Source organism: Shinella curvata (genome assembly GCF_022899935.1).
Taxonomy (GTDB): domain Bacteria; phylum Pseudomonadota; class Alphaproteobacteria; order Rhizobiales; family Rhizobiaceae; genus Shinella; species Shinella curvata.
In genome coordinates this window covers 362,674-379,329 of the sequence record NZ_JALJCJ010000006.1, presented here as the reverse complement: position 1 = coordinate 379,329, position 16,656 = coordinate 362,674, and the positions used below count along the sequence as shown (strand labels likewise).

Here is a 16,656-nt window from a genome sequence, read left to right as displayed (position 1 = left end):
CGGGGCGGCCGCGCGCTTTGGCTCGTGTGTATAAAAAGCACGAGCGTATGGCGCGCGTTCGCACGCTTCGCGCTATGCAGGTGTTACCGCGGGAACACTTTTGCGTTATTGGCCCGGTTAGCAATCACTACACGCGCATCAAGCGTAAGTTCCAATTCCGAGGAAGCCATGAGCTCAAAAACGATTTCCATCGCGCCGCTTCAGGCGCCTCTTTCCCTAGAAGCGCTTGCCGCCTACACCATCCCCGGTGTCGGCAACCAGACGGTCACCGGTACCGGCGCCAACAACTCCATCAGCACCGGTTCGGGCGATGACACGATCACCGGAGGGCTCGGCGCCGATACCATCAAAGCCGGAACGGGCGATGACGAAATCCGCAACCTGAGCGTGGCGGAACTTGCCGGTGACAAGATCGACGGCGGCCTCGGTTTCGACGAGCTTGAAATCAATTTCGGCGCCTCCACCAAGGGTGTGAGCTTCACCGCCTTCGATCCGATCATTTCCAAATCCGTGCTTGGCGCGACGATCCTCAATGTCGAAAGCTTCCGGCTGGAAGGCAGCAAATTTGCCGATACGTTCACCGGTGGTCGCTGGGACGACTGGTTCGAGGGCGGCGACGGCGGTGACACGCTGAGCGGCGGCATCGGCAAGGATTGGCTGTCGGGCGACAACGGCAACGACAAACTCTATGGCGGCAATGGCAACGACTCGCTTCTCGGCGGTGCGGGTGACGACTACATGTCGGGCGGATACGGCGTCGACTGGCTTTCGGCCGACGACGGAAACGATACGCTCTATGGTGGCGCCGGCGGCGACTACCTCTACGGTCACGACGGCAACGACAAGATTTATGGCGAATCCGGTGGCGATACGATCCAGGGCGGTCGCGGCCGCGATGTGATCGACGGCGGCAGCGGTGACGATTATCTCAGCGGCAATGGCGACGACGATACGGTTCTTGGTGGCGCAGGCAACGACGTGATCCTGCACAACATGGAGGCCTGGTGGGGCGAGGGCAAGGATATCCTGGATGGCGGTGCCGACATCGACGAGCTTTCGCTGAGCGGTGTTTCGGGCACGTTCACAGCCAAGGCATCCACGACGAAGCAGACGCTGTCGAACGGGACGACGATCGTCAATTTCGAGACTTATGACATCACCGGCTTGGAAACCGCCGACCGCTTCACCGGCTGGACCGGCAACGATACGCTTTCTGGCATGTCGGGCAACGACACGCTGATCGGTCTCGGCGGCAACGACCATCTGAATGGCGGTATGGGTGTCGATGTGCTCGATGGCGGCGACGGCGACGACCTTCTGATCGTCGGCAGCGGCGGCAAGGATACGATCAAGGGTGGCAAGGGGTTCGACACCGTGTGGGTCGATCGCGGCGACATCACGACGAACCTCACCTTCAGCGTTTCCGGCGCAACGGCAAAGCTTTCCGACGGGACCGTCATTACCGATGCCGAAAGCTTCACGATCGAAACGGGCAGCGGCAATGACGTGCTATCGGCCGGCACGGCCGGCCATGTCGATTTCGATGCCGGCAGCGGCAACAACACCATGACCGGCGGCAAGGGCGACGACCAGTTCTACTCGACCACCGGCGACGACAAGGTGACCGGCGGCGACGGCAATGATCGCATCATCGACGCCGGTGGGGCCAACCGTCTCGATGGCGGCAACGGTCACGACAATATTTCCGCGGATGCCCGCACGGGCACGGGCCTGACGACGATCATCGGCGGCGCCGGCGACGATATCGTCACCATCAACAATGCAAGCGGCTCCGTCGCCGGGCGCTATGTCGCAGACGGCGGGTCGGGTACGGATACGCTCTGGATCAACCGTTACGACAGCACGAAGAACCTCTCCTTCACCCTTTCGGCCAATGCGACGATGGTCAACGGCGACGTCACGGCCAAAGGTTTCGAGCGCGTGCATATCTCGGCCGGCCAGGGCAACGATACGATCACGGCGGGTAGCCTCAACGACTACATCAACGGCATGGCCGGCAACGATACGCTCAAGGGGCTCGGCGGCGATGACGAGCTGATAGGCTGGTACGGCGCCGACACGATCAACGGCGGCGACGGCAACGATATCATCTGGGGCAGTGGGGGTATCAAGGATACCCATCGCGACCGGCTCTACGGTGAAAACGGCAACGACGTCCTCCACATGAACGCCGGCGACTACGCCTCCGGCGGTTCAGGTGCCGACCGTGTGGTCATCGACTTCTCCGAAGAGACGTTCAACGCCTCCTTCGTCTTTTCCAAAGGATTGGTCCAGATCAACGCGAACACCGCCTTCACCGGCATGGAAGCGCTCGACTACATGGGCAGCGCCGGCAGTGACACGGTGACCGCGAGTGGCGAAGAGGATTATCTCGACGGAGCGGCCGGCAACGATACGCTGCGGGGCGGAGCGGCCGATGACTATCTCATCGACGGCAAGGGCAACGACAAGCTCTATGGCGACGCCGGAAACGACGAATTCGTCCGCCACTCGGACGAGACCGGCAAAGACTATTTCAATGGCGGTGCGGGCATCGACACCCTGGAGTTCAATATCGTCTCCGACCAGTCCGTCATTCTCGACCTCGCCGACAATACGAAGAACGGTGGCGTGGCGACGGGCCTCAGCCTGGAGAGTATCGAGAATGTCATCGGCCGCAACAGCGACGACACCATCCTCGGCAGCAGCGTCGCGAACTATCTGCAAGGCGGTCTTGGCGACGACAAGCTGGACGGCCGTGCCGGCAACGACAAGCTGGAGGGGGGTGGCCATGGTGACACGCTGACGGGTGGTGCCGGTCTCGACCAGTTCATCTACGCTTCAGGCGAAGCGGTCGGTTCGGGCGATTTCATCACCGACTTCAAGCGCGGCGAGGACAAGCTCGCCATCGACAATGATGTCTTCGGCTTTTCCAAGCTCGTGCTCTATTCCGGCAACGACCTGAAGGCGACCGGCGCGGCGGCGCAGTTCTTCTTCGAAAAGGACAACGGCCGCCTCTGGTATGACGCCGACGGTACCGGCAACGAGGCCGACGCCGTCCTTGTCGCCACGCTCGACAAGGTGACGACGCTTTCGACTTCGGATTTCCTGCTGATCTGATCGTTCGTTCCATACACGGGTTTGCCAGACCGGTCGCCGATCTCTCGGCGGCCGGTTTTCGTTTGAGCGGTACCCGTCCAATCTTTGTGTTTGACACAAGAATGAATCTCTATTGTATTCTGTATTGTATATTATCCGGCACCCACGGCCGAGGCCAGGGTTGCGTAAACCTGGAGGCTGTGATGACCAGCGCAAGTGCATTCGCGACAGCAAGACCGCCGGAGCCGGCGACCGCCGTTCTGGATGTTCGCGGCTTGCGGATCGAGTTTCCCATCCGCGCGAAGGCACTCGTTGCCATCGACGCCGTATCCTTTTCGATCGGGCGCGGCGAAATCCTCGGCGTCGTCGGCGAATCCGGTGCCGGCAAGTCGCTGACGGGTAGCGCGCTCATCGGCCTCTTGGAAGCACCGGGGCGGATTGCAGCGGGCACCATTCACCTCGCTGGCGAGCGCATCGACAACCTGCCCGAAAAGGAACAGCGTCGGCTGCGCGGGAAACGCATCGGCGCCATATTTCAGGACCCGTTGACCAGTCTCGATCCATTGTTCACCGTCGGGCGGCAACTGACCGAGACGATCCGCACGCATTTCCCGGCGATGTCCTCTGCTCAAGCGCGTCAACGGGCCATCGAACTCCTCGCTGAAGTCGGCATTGCGGATCCATCCACGCGGTTCAACCAGTATCCGCACCAGTTTTCCGGCGGCATGCGCCAGCGCATCGTCATTGCCCTGGCGCTGGCGGGGGAGCCGGAACTGATCATTGCGGACGAGCCCACGACGGCACTCGACGTTTCCATTCAGGCCCAGATCCTTGCGCTGCTGAAGCGTCTGGCAAGGACCCGCGATACCGCGATCATGCTGGTCACGCACGATATGGGCGTGATCGCCGAGGTCGCCGACCGGGTGGCGGTGATGTATGCCGGCCGACTCGTGGAAATCGGGCCTGTCGAGGATGTCGTGCGGCGCGCCAATCATCCCTACACGGCTGGCCTCATGGCCTCCATTCCGCCCCTCAGCCGCCAGCCGGAGCGGCTCGCCCAGATCAGCGGCTCCATGCCTCGCCTCGGCAGCTGGCCGACGGGCTGTACCTTCCATCCGCGCTGTACGAAGGCCGGGCCTCGTTGCCGTACCGAGACGCCGGTGCTGAAGCCGGCTGGCGATACGGAGGCATCCTGCTTCCTGCACCAGGGTGGCGTGGAAGGATGACATATCCATAATTGTACACAATAGGTGGAAATTTAGAGTACAAATATGTGGACTATCCAAAAGGCTTGTGAAACTATGCTGATGCCCGAGCTTCCTCGGGTAGCGAGGCGGACGGGCATGGCGCGGACACGCTCGCTGATCGGCAACATTCAATCCTGCGATGTCGGCGAGTGAATAAAACAAGACCATCCCTTTGAGGGGGACCACTGGCCGGGAAGCGCATAAAGCTGGGAGTAGCTTATGAACCGCTATCTGAAAGTCCTTTTGGCCGCGTCCTGTGCCGTCGTTGTGACGGGGGCCGCGAATGCCAACACGCTTCGTTTCGCCGAGGCGCAAGAAATCAGCTCCATGGATCCGCACGCCGCGCGCGACGATTTCACGCTCAGCCTGCTCTCCAACGTTTATGAAGGCCTGGTGCGCTGGAATGCCGAGCTGAAGCTCGAGCCGGCGCTTGCCGAAAGCTGGGAAGCGATCTCCGATACCAAGTGGAAGTTCAATCTCCGCAAGAATGTGAAGTTCCACAACGGCAACCCGTTCACCGCCGACGATGTCATTTTCTCTTTCGTGCGCGCCGGCTCGCCGGGTTCGCCCTTCGCCGGTCTGCTGGAGCCGGTCAAGGAGATCACCAAGATCGACGACCACACGATCGAGGTGACGCTGAAGCGCAAATACGCCCTCCTGCTCAACGACTTTGCCGGCTGGTACATTCTCGACAAAGAGTTCCAGGAATCGGTGGGTGCCGACAAGCCGATCGACCTTTCCACCAATACGGGCGGCGCGATGAGCACGCAGGGTGTCGGTACCGGACCCTTCAAGCTTTCCGAACGCCAACCCGACATCCGCACCGTCCTCGTCAAGAATCCGGACTGGTGGGACAAGCCGCAGCACAATCTCGATGAGATCGCCTATACGCCGATCGCCAATGCCGCGACGCGCGTCGCAGCGCTGCTGTCGGGCGAAGTGGATTTCATCCGCAACGCGCCCTCGCAGGATATCGAGCGCATCGAGGCGACCCCGGGCATGAAGGTGATGCGCGCGCCGCACCTGCGCAACATCTTCTTCGGCATGGACCAGCAGAGCAAGACGCTGGAAGGCAGCGGTGTGGAGGGCAATCCGCTCGCCGACATGCGTGTGCGCAAGGCGATCTACCAGGCCATCGACATCGAGGGCATCAAGCGGTCCATCATGCGCGGCAACAGCCGCCCGACGGCGCTGCCGCTGGCCCCCGAACTGCCTTTCTATGATGCCAGCCTCGACGAGCGTTTCCCCTTCGACATCGAAGCGTCGAAAGCACTCCTTGCGGAGGCAGGCTACAAGGACGGCTTCAACCTGCCGATGGATTGCCCCGCGGGCTCGTTCATCAACGATGAGCGCATCTGCCAGGCGGTGGTCGGCATGCTGGCCAAGGTCGGCATCAAGGCGCAGCTCAACATGCATACGCCCGTTCAGTTCGACACCGAACTTCCGGCCGGCAAATATGCCTTCTACATGCTCGGCTGGGCCGGTCTTCCGACCATCGATGCCTACAATATCATGTCGGCGACCTTCCACACGCCGACTGGCGATCTCGGCGCCTGGAACCCGAAGGGCTATTCCAACAAGCATGTCGACGAGCTGATCGTGAAGATCGGCACGGAATACGACCCGGCCAAGCGCCAGGAGATGATCTCGGAGGTGGTGAAGATCCATCGCGACGAGGTCGGCAAGATCATGCTGCACCAGCAGTTCCTGACCTGGGGCATGAGCGACAAGGTCAATGCCATCGTGCCGGCCGATGAGTACACCCGCTTCTGGTACTACACGATGAAGTGACGCCACCGCTGGACGGCGCAGACCCGCGCCGTCCTCTCTTCTCCGCGAGAGGCTGCGATGATTTCCTTGCTCGCCACCCGGCTCACCAGCGTCGTTCTCGTCATGCTGGTCGTCTCGGGTCTGTCATTCTGTGTTTTCAATTTCCTTGGCGATCCCGTGAACAACATTCTCGGGGTGAACGCCACGCTGGAACAGCGCGAGGAGCTGCGCGTCGCACTCGGGCTCGACCAGCCGACGATCGTGCAGTTCTGGCGCTTCGTCGAGCGGGCGGCTGTCGGTGACTTCGGCGTTTCCTATCGCAACCGGCAGCCGGTGATCGACCTGATGCTGGTGCGGCTGCCGGCCACGTTGGAGCTTGTGCTGGCAGCCACCCTGACGGCGCTTCTCGTCGGCATTCCCATGGGCATCTATACGGCGCTTCGTCCGAGGGGCCTGCTCAGCCGGGTCGTGCAGCTCGTTTCCCTGCTCGGCATCTCCATGCCGCAGTTTCTGATCGGCATGCTGCTGATCCTCGTCTTCTCGGTGGAATTGCGCTGGCTTTCAGCCTTCGGGAGAGGGGAGACGGTGCAGATCGGCTGGTGGACGACCGGACTCCTGACAACGAGCGGGCTGAAGGCGCTGATCATGCCGACGATCACGCTCGCGGTCTTCCAGATCTCCATGATCATGCGCCTCGTCCGTGGCGAGATGCTGGAGGTGTTCCGGGCCGATTTCATCAAGTTCACCCGCGCACGCGGCCTTTCCGACCGGGCGGTCTATCTTACGCATGCGCTGCGCAACAGCCTGCTGCCCGTCATCACGGTCGTCGGCCTGCAGGTCGGTTCGCTGATCGCCTTCGCCATCGTGGTTGAAGCCGTCTTCCAATGGCCGGGCATGGGACTTCTCATTCTGCAGGCGATCGAATTCGCGGACTTCCCCGTCATGGCCGCCTATCTCGCCTTCGTTGGCTTCAGTTTCGTGACGATCAACCTGATCGTCGACATGACCTATCTTCTCGTCGATCCGAGGATGCGCGTGAAATGACCCGATTGACCGGACTCCTCAAAGACTGGGCGGCGAGCGATTTCGCCTGGCGTTTCCGTACCTCGCCTCCGGTGATTTTCGCGACCGTCGTGTTCCTGGCGCTGGTCTTCTGCGCGGCGGCCGCCAACTGGATCGCGCCGCACAACCCCTTCGATCCGGCCACGCTCGACATCATGGATTCGCGCCTGCCGCCGGTCTGGTCGGACGGCGGAACGGCAAAATACCTGCTCGGCACCGACGAGCAGGGCCGCGATATCCTGTCGTCGATCTTCTACGGCATGCGCATCTCGCTGCTGGTCGGCCTTGCCGCGGTGCTGTTTTCGGTGACAATCGGTGTGCTGCTCGGTCTTGCCGCCGGCTATTTCGGCGGCTGGGTCGATGCGGTCATCATGCGTCTCGGCGATATCCAGCTGAGCTTCCCGACGATCATGATCGCCTTCTTCATCGACGGCGTCGCCAAGATCGTCATGCCGGTCGCCATGCGTGAGGAGATGCGGTTCTACGTCGTGATCCTTGCCATCGGCGTTGCCGACTGGGTGCAGTTCGCCCGCACCGTGCGCGCGTCCACGATGGTGGAGCGACGCAAGGACTATGTTGCGGCGGCCCGCATCAGCAAGGTCGGCGGCGCGCGCATTGTGCTCACCCATATCCTGCCCAACACGATCGGTCCGGTACTGGTGCTGGCGACGCTCGGTCTCGGCGTTGCGATTCTCACGGAAGCCATCCTGTCTTTCCTCGGCCTCGGCATGCCGCCGGCGCAACCCTCTCTCGGCACGCTCATCCGCGCCGGCAATGACCTTCTGCTCTCAGGCGAGTGGTGGATTTCGCTCTTCCCCGGCGCTGCCCTCGTCCTTCTTGTCCTGTCCGTGAACATGGTCGGCGATTGGCTGCGCGATGTTCTGAACCCTCGCCTGCGCTGATATCAGGAATGTTTCGATGACCGATCTGCTTGTAACAAACGTCCGCCCCGATGCCGGGCAAACCGCCGATATCCTGATCAAGGCCGGCCGCATCGCCGCCATCGGGAAAAACCTGCCGCGCGAGGCCGGGATCCCGGTGCATGACGGGCGCAATGCCGTCGCCATCGCCCCTTTCGTCGAGCCGCATGTTCATCTCGACAAGATCCTTTGGGGCCTGCCATGGCACAGTATCAACGTGCCGCCGTCGCTGCGCGCCATGATCGACAACGAGGTGGATATCCGCAAGAATCTGCCCTGGGATGTCGAGGAGCGTGCGGGCAATCTCATGCGCCAGTGCGTCGCCATGGGATCGACCCATATCCGTAGCCATGTCGACATCTCCACCGGTTACAAGCTCGACAACCTGCATGGCGTGCTGAAGGCCTGGGAGAAGACGAAGCATGCCGTCGGCCTGGAGCTCGTTGCCTTCCCGCAGCTCGGCATGATGATCGATCCCGGTACGGCCGATCTGATGGAGGCTGCGCTCGACGAGGGCGCCTCCGTCATCGGCGGCATCGACCCGGCCAATATCGACGGCGATCCGAAAGGGCATCTCGACACGATCTTCGCGATCGCCGACCGCAAGGGCGCCAAGATCGACATCCATCTGCACGAAATGGGCGAACTCGGCCTGTCCGAGCTGAAGATGATCGCCGAACGCACCAAGGCATTGGGGATGCAGAACCGCGTCGTCGTCAGCCACGCCTTCTGCCTCGGCGACGGGCCGGCGGACCAGGTGGATGCGATGATCGACACGCTTGCCGAGGCGGGTATCGGGATCATCTCGGCGGTGCCGGGCGAGATCAATTTCCCGCCGATGTTCGAACTGGCGCAGCGTGGCATGCGCTGCGCGGTCGCCTCGGATTCCCTGCGCGACACCTGGAACCCGCACGGCAATGGCGACATGCTGGAGCGCTGCTGGTTGCTCTCCTACCGGTCCTACTGCCGCACCGACGAGGAGCTGGTCGCCGCTCTCGACATGGGCACCGGCCGTGGCGCTGCTTTGCTGGAACTCGAAGGCCATGGCCTTGATGTCGGTTGCGAGGGTAGCCTGGTGCTGATCGAGGGTGAGAACCGGGCGCAGATCCTCGTTGACCGGCCGAAGCGCAGCCTCGTGGTTAAACGCGGCCGCATCGTCGCGCGCGATGGCGCCTGGGTGGAGTGATGTCATGGGGAAAGCCGCCGACACCGCATTGATCAAGGTCGTCAATCTCGGCAAGAGCTTTGATGTTTCCGAACCCTTCCTGCAGCGCGTCGTCACGCGTTCTGGGCGCAAAATCGTCAACGCCGTCGACGGCGTCAGCTTTTCCATCGAGCGCGGCACGACCTTCTCGATCGTCGGCGAGTCCGGCTGCGGCAAGTCGACCATCACCCGTCTCGTCGCCGGCCTCGACCGGCCGACAGCGGGCGAGATCGCCTTCAATACGCCGGATGCCGCACCGGTGCGCCTGCAGATGGTGTTTCAGGACCCGATCGGCAGCCTCAACCCGCGCTGGCGCATCGGCCGCAGCATCGCCGAGCCGATGGATCGGACGATGGATGGCAACGCGCGACGTGAACGCGTTGGCGAGTTGCTGAAGACAGTCGGGCTCGCGCCGGCCGATGCCGGAAAATACCCCCACGAATTTTCTGGTGGCCAGCGCCAGCGGATCTCGATTGCCCGGGCGCTCGCGGCGGATGCCGAGCTTCTGCTGCTCGACGAGCCGACCTCGGCACTTGACGTCTCCGTGCAGTCGCAGGTGCTGAACCTGTTGAAGGATCTGCAGGAACGGCTCGGCCTTACCTATCTCTTCATCAGTCACAACCTCTCCGTCGTGCGCTTCCTGACCGACCGCATCGGCGTGATGTATCTCGGACGACTGGTGGAGGAGGGATCGGGGCAGGCTGTTTTCGACACCCCGCAACACCCCTATACGAAGCTTCTGCTCGAAACGATCCCCGACATGGAAAACCCCAAACGCGACCGCGCGCCGCTGACCGGGGACCTGCCGAGCCCGCTGAAGCCGCCATCGGGCTGCGTCTTCCATCCGCGCTGTCCGCTGGCCATGGAGGTCTGTTCGACCGTACGGCCCGAATTGCAGGTGGTGGAGAACGGTTCGAACGTCGCCTGTCATGCTGTAGCGCAAGGCGCGGCCATGGCCGCGCCGGTCAATCGCTACGCTGTTGTCTGACCACTCATCAGATCGGGAATTGCAGTCGGTCGCAGGGAATATCACCGGTCACGACATTGTCTGCGGAAGTGACCTGGAAAACTATTTCGCGGTTGTCCTCGTGACGGCCCTCACGCGTGGTCAGATGCTGGAGGTGATGCGCGAAGACTGCATCTGAGCAGCCTGCGCCAACCGGCTTTCGGAGCGTCGGGTGGCCTGGGAACATGGCATGCGCGCGGCGTCATTGTCATTGCCAATATCGTGCTCGACCTGCTTTACGTGCTGCTTGACCCGCGAGTCCGTTGAGGAAAGTCCATGATCGTCTCCGAATACACCATCCCCGGCCTGCATGTGCGCGACCATATCGTGACCGTGCCGCTCGACTGGAGCAACCCCGAAGGCAGGACAATCGAGTTCTTCGCTCGGGAGGTCGTCGATCCCGTCCGCAAGGACGAGGCGTTGCCGCTGCTCTGCTTCCTGCAGGGCGGGCCGGGCGGTAAGTCACCGCGCCCGACGAAAAACAGCCCGCCCTGGCTCGCCAAGGCGCTGAAGACCCATCGCATCATCCTGCCCGACCAACGCGGCACCGGACGCTCAACACCCGTCGACGCCGCGACGATTGCGGGCTTCGATGGCGAGGCGGGCGCCGACTATCTCGCATGCTTCCGCGCTGATTCCATCGTCGACGACCTCGAACATCTGCGCAAGACCGCCTTTGGCAACGCGCGCTGGCAGACGCTCGGCCAGAGCTATGGCGGCTTCCTGACGCTGACCTATCTCAGCCGTGCGCCGGATGGTCTTTCCGCCTGCTACATTGCGGGTGGTCTTCCCAGCATCGACCCCTCGGCCGATACGGTCTACCGTCGCACCTATCCGCGCGTTCGTGCCAAGAACGACCTGTTCTACAAGCGCTATCCGGACGACAGGGCGCTGGTTGCCCGCATCGCCGATTTCATCGATGCCAACCGGGTGACGCTGCCCGATGGCGACCGCCTCTCGGTTCGCCGATTCCAGAGCCTCGGCCTGGATTTCGGTATGGGACCGGGTTTCGAAAACGTCCATTGGCTGCTCGATGAGGCCTTCGCCGCGCCGGATCGCCTGTCCGACCAGTTCCTCGGCACGCTCATGCATCTGACCGCCTATAGCGGCAATCCGCTGTTTGCCGCGATCCACGAGGCGATCTACGGGCAAGGCGAGGGGGCGACGTCGTGGTCGGCCGAGCGGCTGCTTTCCGAGTTCCCGGAATTCGACGCCAGAGCGCGACCGCTGCTCTTTACCGGCGAGATGATCTATCCCTCGATGTTCGAGGAGGTCGCGCTGTTGAAGCCTTTCCGCGCCGCCGCTGAGGCGCTCGCCCGCCGCCCGCGCCACAGCTATCTCTATGACAAGGCCCGCCTTGCCAGAAATGCCGTGCCGGTTTCGGCGATCGTCTATCATGACGACATGTATGTCGATGCGGGCCTGTCGCTCGAGACGTCCCGTGCCGTCGGCAATGTCGACGTCTGGATCACCAACGAATTCGAGCATGACGGCATCCGCCAATCCGGCGGGGTTTTCGAACGGCTCGTCGCAATGGTGGCCGAAAAAGGCGGCCCGCTGAAAGCAGGCCGCTAGACGAAAACGAATGACATGATCAAGACCGACCGTGCGCCGGTTCTCTCGGACCGCTATGCGTGGGGGGAGGCGCTCGTGAAGCGGAAGAGGAACCTCATGGCGGGCTGGTTCGTTCGACGGCGCTGGCGATGAAAACCGCCTTGAGGTGCTCGGCGGCCGGGGAAAGACTGTGGTGAAGGCGTTGTAGAAGCGAAACGTCGCGCATGACGTGGGGGTCGGCGAGATCCACGGTCGTGACCCGCACGGCGGAAGCAAGCTGGCTGGAATTCTCCGGAAGCACGGCGACGCCCATTCCGGCGGCGATCATGCTGATGGCGGTGGTCGAGAAGCGAACCTCGTATTTCGGCCGATAGTTCGGCACGACGCGCAGCAGGTTGTGCTCAACAATGTTGCGCAGCGGATTGGCGGCGGCGAGCGTGATCAGGTTTTCGTCCTGCAACTCGCTCCAGCGCACGGATTTGCGTTTGGCAAACCGATGGTCCTCGCGGCAAAAGAGCATCAGCTTGTCGCGAAGAAGCGGGGTTGCCGCGATCTCGGGATCGTCCTCCGACAGCGTGCCGATGGCCATGTCCACTTCGTTGCGCTTCAGTGCGGGGCTTATCTGCTCTTCCGGCATGTCGCGAATGTTGACGGAGATTTCCGGATACATGCGCAGGAACCGCGCGATGATCGGCGGCACGATGGTGGCGGCGAGCACGATGGCGGCGGCAATCGTCACCTGGCCGCGTTTCAGAGAGGCGTTGTCGCGCACATCGCCGACGGCAAGCTCCAGATCTTTCAGGATCTTTCGTGCCTGCGGCAGGAATTCCTGACCGACGAGGGTGAGCGAGACCATGCGTGTGTGCCGGTCGAACAGGCGCACGCCGATCTCCGATTCCAGGTCGCGGATCAGGATGCTGACCGCCGACTGGGTGAGGTGAAGGTTGCGGGCGGCAAGATTGAACTGGCCGAGTTCGGCCACTGCGATGAAGGCCCGGAGTTGCCGCAGAGTGATGTTCATGGACACGCGGCCCTCCTGTTATGCGGTCTTCATCAAACCCTGCCGCTTCTATCCTGTCTAGCCGGCAAGTGCTGGTTGTTCTGTCTGGCCGGCCATCAGCAATCCGAGCTCGTCGAGGCGGGTGCGGTCCGGTGGCAAGTCTCCGAGGATTTCGCCATGAAACATCACGAGAATACGGTCGCAGATCGCGAAGAGCTCTTCGAGTTCCGTCGAGATGAGCAGGATGGCGCGGCCGCTGTCCCGCTGTTTCAGCATCTCCTCCATAACGAACTCCATGGCGCCGATGTCGATGCCGCGGGCGAGCTGGTTGACGAGAATGAAATCCGGGTTGCGGGCAAGTTCGCGCGCCACGACCAGCTTCTGCTGGTTGCCGCCGGAAAGTGCGCCGATCGCCTGGTTCTCGTCCCGGCTCTTTACGCGGAAGCGTTTGATAAGGTCGCGGGTATGCTCGCCGATCACCCGGCGGTTCAGCATGCCGCGGCTGGCGAAGGGTTTCTGGTCGTAGCGTTGGAGAACGGTATTTTCGCTGAGCGACATCGAGACGACGATGCCGTGTTTATGCCGGTCCTCCGGGATGTGGGAAAAGCTGCTGGCATTGATACGGGCGGGGTCGAGGCCGGTGATATCCTTGCCGTTCAGCATCACGCGGCCACTGTCGACCGGAAGCAGGCCGGCAAGCGCCAGCGACAGCTCCGTCTGGCCGTTGCCGGAGACGCCGGCAATGCCGACGATCTCGCCGGCCCGCACATCGAGGCTCACGCGGCGCACGGCGGGAAGGCCGGTCTCCGCGCGGCAGGTCATGTTTTCGACCGACAGCACGATGCGGCCGGGCGGCTCGGGACTGCGCGGCAGTTCCATGCGAACGTCGCGGCCGACCATCATGCGGGCAAGTTCGCGGGCATTGGTCTCGCCGACATTGACGGTGTGCACCACGCGGCCGTCGCGCATGACGCTGATGCGGTTGCTGACGCGCATCACCTCGTCCAGCTTGTGCGAGATGAAGACGACGGTCTTGCCGTCCTTTACGAGGTCGCCCATCAGCGAGAGCAGCCGGTCGGTCTCCTGCGGCGTGAGCACCGCGGTCGGCTCGTCGAGGATGAGCAGGTCGATGCCGTGGAAGAGCACTTTCAGGATTTCGACGCGCTGCTGCTCGCCGACCGAGAGGTCCTCGATGATGGCGTCCGGCCGAACGTCGAGGGCGTAGCGGTCGGAGAGTTCGCGGATCCTCGCATGGACCTTGTCCATGTCGTTGATGACCCGCAGCGCCGAGCCCTGGCCGAGGATGTAGTTCTCCGCGACCGTGAGATTCGGCACGAGCATGAAGTGCTGGTGAACCATGCCGATGCGCTGGCGGATCGCCTCGCGCGGGCTGTTGAATCGCACGGACTGGCCCTTGAAGACGATTTCGCCCTCGTCGGGCCGAACCATGCCGCAGATCATGCTCATCAGCACGCTCTTGCCCGCACCGTTCTCGCCGAGCAGCGAGTGGATCTCGCCCTCTTCGATCTCAAGCGAGACGCCGTCGCTGGCGATGATCGGGCCGAAGCGCTTGCGGATATTGTCGATGCGCAGGAAGGGTTTCTGGGACATGTCCGTTACCTCATCTCGTAGGGCTGGCCGAGCTTGCTGGGAGCAGCGCCTTTGCCGCGGAGCACGACGAGCGTGATGATCGTCATGATGTAGGGAAGCGCCTGCAGGACCTGGTAGGGCACAATGATGGACGCCTGCGCCTGGAGCATGAGCTGCAAGGCATAGAACAGGCCGAAGAGCAGCGAGACGAAGAAGGCGCCGATCGGCGACCATCGTGCGAAGACAACCACGGCCAGCACGATGAAGCCCCGGCCTGACGTGATCCCCTCGACGAACTGGTTTGAATGGCCGAGCGTCAGGAAGGCGCCACCGAGGCCGGCAAGTCCGGTTCCGACCATGACTGCGCCGTAGCGATAGGCCGCGACATTGCGGCCGGCGACATCGACAGCCTTCGGATGTTCACCGACGGCCCGCAGCGTAAGCCCGAAGGAGGTGCGAAACAGAACGAGGCTGGCGAGCACGGCGACGAGAACTGTCGAATAGACGATGAGGTTCTGCCGGAAGAACGCCTCGCCGAGGAAGGGGATATCGCTCAGGAAAGGGATGAGCACGGGCTGGGCGATCTCGATGCCCTTGCCGGTCGAGACATAATAGGTGCGGAACAGGAAGGCTGTGAGGCCCATGCCGAGCAGGTTCAGTGCCGCGCCCACGACGATCTGGTCCGCCTTGATGGTGATCGTGAAGACGGCGAAGACCAATCCGAACAGCATGCCGCCGGCGATGCCGGCCAGGAGCCCAAGCGGCACGCTGCCGGTGGCGAAGGCCGCCGCGAAGCCACAGAAGGCGCCAACCAGCATGGTGCCTTCCAGCCCGATATTGAGCACGCCCGCCCGTTCGGAAAACACCTCGCCGATCGAGGCGAAGATGAGGGGCGTCGCAAGCCGCCAGGCGGCGCCGACGAGCGTCGCGAGGAAGGTGAGAAACATCATGTCGTCCATGGGGGTACCCTTCAGGAAGGTCGCCTGCGGCAGGTCCGGTAGCCGCTCTCGAGCGGTTCTTGTCCGGAATTGCGCGGGGCAAATGCTCTAAGGTTTTGTTTTCCCGAGGGGCGGGCGCCCCACGGGAGTTTCCATTCTTTCAAGCCACGATCCTGAGGATGTCGCGCAGCTTGGCGAAGGCGACGACCGAGAGGATGACAATGCCCTGGATGACCAGCACGAGGACCTGCGGCACCTGCGAGGTGATCTGCAGCACTTCGGAGCCGGAGCGCAGCGTCGCGAAGAGCCCGCCCGAGACGATCGCCGCCAGCGGATTGTTGCCGGCGAGCAGTGCGACGGCGATGCCCTCGAAGCCGTAGCCGGGCGAGATGTTCTGGTAGAGCCGATGCGTCACGCCTGCCACCTCGAAGGCGCCGGCAAGGCCGGCCATGGCACCCGAAATGCACATGGCGATCATTACGTTGCGGGCAACCTGCATGCCGGCATAGCGGGCGGCATGCGGATTGAGGCCGACCACGCGCAGCGCAAAACCGCGGCTGCTCCTTTGCAGGAAGATGTAGAGTGCGACGGCCAGCACAATGGCGACGAGGATGCCGATATGCAGGCGCATGTCGGAGACGATGCGCGGCGTCCAGGCTTCCCGGATCAGGCGGGCGGATTGCGGATAGGCCGCACTCGCATCGCGCATCGGGCCGGTGACGAGATAGCTCGTCAGGATCAGCGCGATATAGTTGAGCATGATCGTTGTGACGATCTCGCTCGCCTGGAAGCGCACCTTCAGATAGCCGGCAATGCCGGCCCAGGCGGCACCCGCCAGCGCGCCGGCCAGCATGACGAGCGGCGCATGCACCCAGACGGACAGGCCGTCGAAATTCGTGCCGACTAGAGTCGCTGCAATCGCACCGACATAGAGCTGGCCCTCGGCCCCGATGTTCCAGATCGAACAGCGGAAGGCGACGCAAAGGCCGGCGCCGATGAGGATCAGCGGCGTTGCTTTCAGCAGGATCTCGCCGACGGAACGCATGTCCTGAAACGATCCGAAGATCATGACGGTGACGATATCGCTGCCGTTGAAGCCGTTGAGCCACAGAAGGGCTGCGCCGCATGCAAGGGCGACGAGGACCGCCGCGATCGGAGTCACGGCGCTGATCGCGATCTGCGAGAGCGTCCGGTAGAGGGGCTGGGCTGCTTGAGGATACACGGTCTCGCGCACTCCCTGGTTTACCTGTGCCATGGATCGTTCCG

At 62.8% G+C, this 16,656-nt stretch carries 12 protein-coding genes; 8 read left to right on the top strand and 4 right to left on the bottom strand.

Annotated features, from left to right (window positions below):
• The first annotated feature begins 168 nt into the window (after positions 1-168).
• The 8 genes from MUU55_RS22565 to MUU55_RS22530 all read left to right on the top strand — a co-directional run bounded on the left by MUU55_RS22565 (position 169) and on the right by MUU55_RS22530 (position 11,883).
• Entirely contained in the window at positions 169-3,120 is a 2,952-nt protein-coding gene (locus MUU55_RS22565; RefSeq protein WP_244763023.1) for a calcium-binding protein, read from the top strand.
• A gap of 182 nt (positions 3,121-3,302) precedes the next feature.
• Positions 3,303-4,325 carry an ABC transporter ATP-binding protein gene (locus MUU55_RS22560; RefSeq protein ID WP_244763022.1) on the top strand — a complete coding sequence of 341 codons (1,023 nt, stop codon included), beginning with the start codon at positions 3,303-3,305 and terminating at the stop codon, positions 4,323-4,325.
• 240 nt (positions 4,326-4,565) lie between these two features.
• Complete coding sequence (locus tag MUU55_RS22555) at positions 4,566-6,137, top strand: ABC transporter substrate-binding protein (RefSeq protein ID WP_244763021.1); 1,572 nt, start codon at positions 4,566-4,568, stop codon at positions 6,135-6,137.
• 57 nt (positions 6,138-6,194) lie between these two features.
• Positions 6,195-7,160, top strand: a complete 966-nt coding sequence (locus MUU55_RS22550; protein WP_244763020.1) for an ABC transporter permease — start codon at positions 6,195-6,197, stop codon at positions 7,158-7,160.
• Positions 7,157-8,080, top strand: coding sequence for an ABC transporter permease (locus tag MUU55_RS22545; protein ID WP_244763019.1), 924 nt, complete (start codon positions 7,157-7,159; stop codon positions 8,078-8,080). Before MUU55_RS22550 ends, MUU55_RS22545 begins: the two co-directional genes overlap by 4 nt.
• 16 nt (positions 8,081-8,096) lie before the next feature.
• Positions 8,097-9,284, top strand: coding sequence for an amidohydrolase family protein (locus tag MUU55_RS22540; protein ID WP_244763018.1), 1,188 nt, complete (start codon positions 8,097-8,099; stop codon positions 9,282-9,284).
• A gap of 4 nt (positions 9,285-9,288) precedes the next feature.
• On the top strand, positions 9,289-10,290 hold the full coding sequence (locus tag MUU55_RS22535) for an ABC transporter ATP-binding protein (protein WP_244763017.1): 1,002 nt from the start codon (positions 9,289-9,291) through the stop codon (positions 10,288-10,290).
• Between the two features lie 294 nt (positions 10,291-10,584).
• Positions 10,585-11,883, top strand: coding sequence for an alpha/beta fold hydrolase (locus MUU55_RS22530; RefSeq protein ID WP_244763016.1), 1,299 nt, complete (start codon positions 10,585-10,587; stop codon positions 11,881-11,883).
• 94 nt (positions 11,884-11,977) lie between these two features.
• On the opposite strand, the gene MUU55_RS22525 is transcribed toward MUU55_RS22530, so the two are convergent.
• The 4 genes from MUU55_RS22525 to MUU55_RS22510 all read right to left on the bottom strand — a co-directional run bounded on the left by MUU55_RS22525 (position 11,978) and on the right by MUU55_RS22510 (position 16,645).
• On the bottom strand, positions 11,978-12,883 hold the full coding sequence (locus MUU55_RS22525) for a LysR family transcriptional regulator (RefSeq protein ID WP_244763015.1): 906 nt from the start codon (positions 12,881-12,883) through the stop codon (positions 11,978-11,980).
• Between the two features lie 57 nt (positions 12,884-12,940).
• On the bottom strand, positions 12,941-14,473 hold the full coding sequence (locus MUU55_RS22520) for an ABC transporter ATP-binding protein (RefSeq protein WP_244763014.1): 1,533 nt from the start codon (positions 14,471-14,473) through the stop codon (positions 12,941-12,943).
• Between the two features lie 5 nt (positions 14,474-14,478).
• On the bottom strand, positions 14,479-15,411 hold the full coding sequence (locus tag MUU55_RS22515; protein WP_244763013.1) for an ABC transporter permease: 933 nt from the start codon (positions 15,409-15,411) through the stop codon (positions 14,479-14,481).
• 139 nt (positions 15,412-15,550) lie between these two features.
• Positions 15,551-16,645, bottom strand: a complete 1,095-nt coding sequence (locus tag MUU55_RS22510; protein WP_244763012.1) for an ABC transporter permease — start codon at positions 16,643-16,645, stop codon at positions 15,551-15,553.
• Between the last annotated feature and the right edge of the window lie 11 nt (positions 16,646-16,656).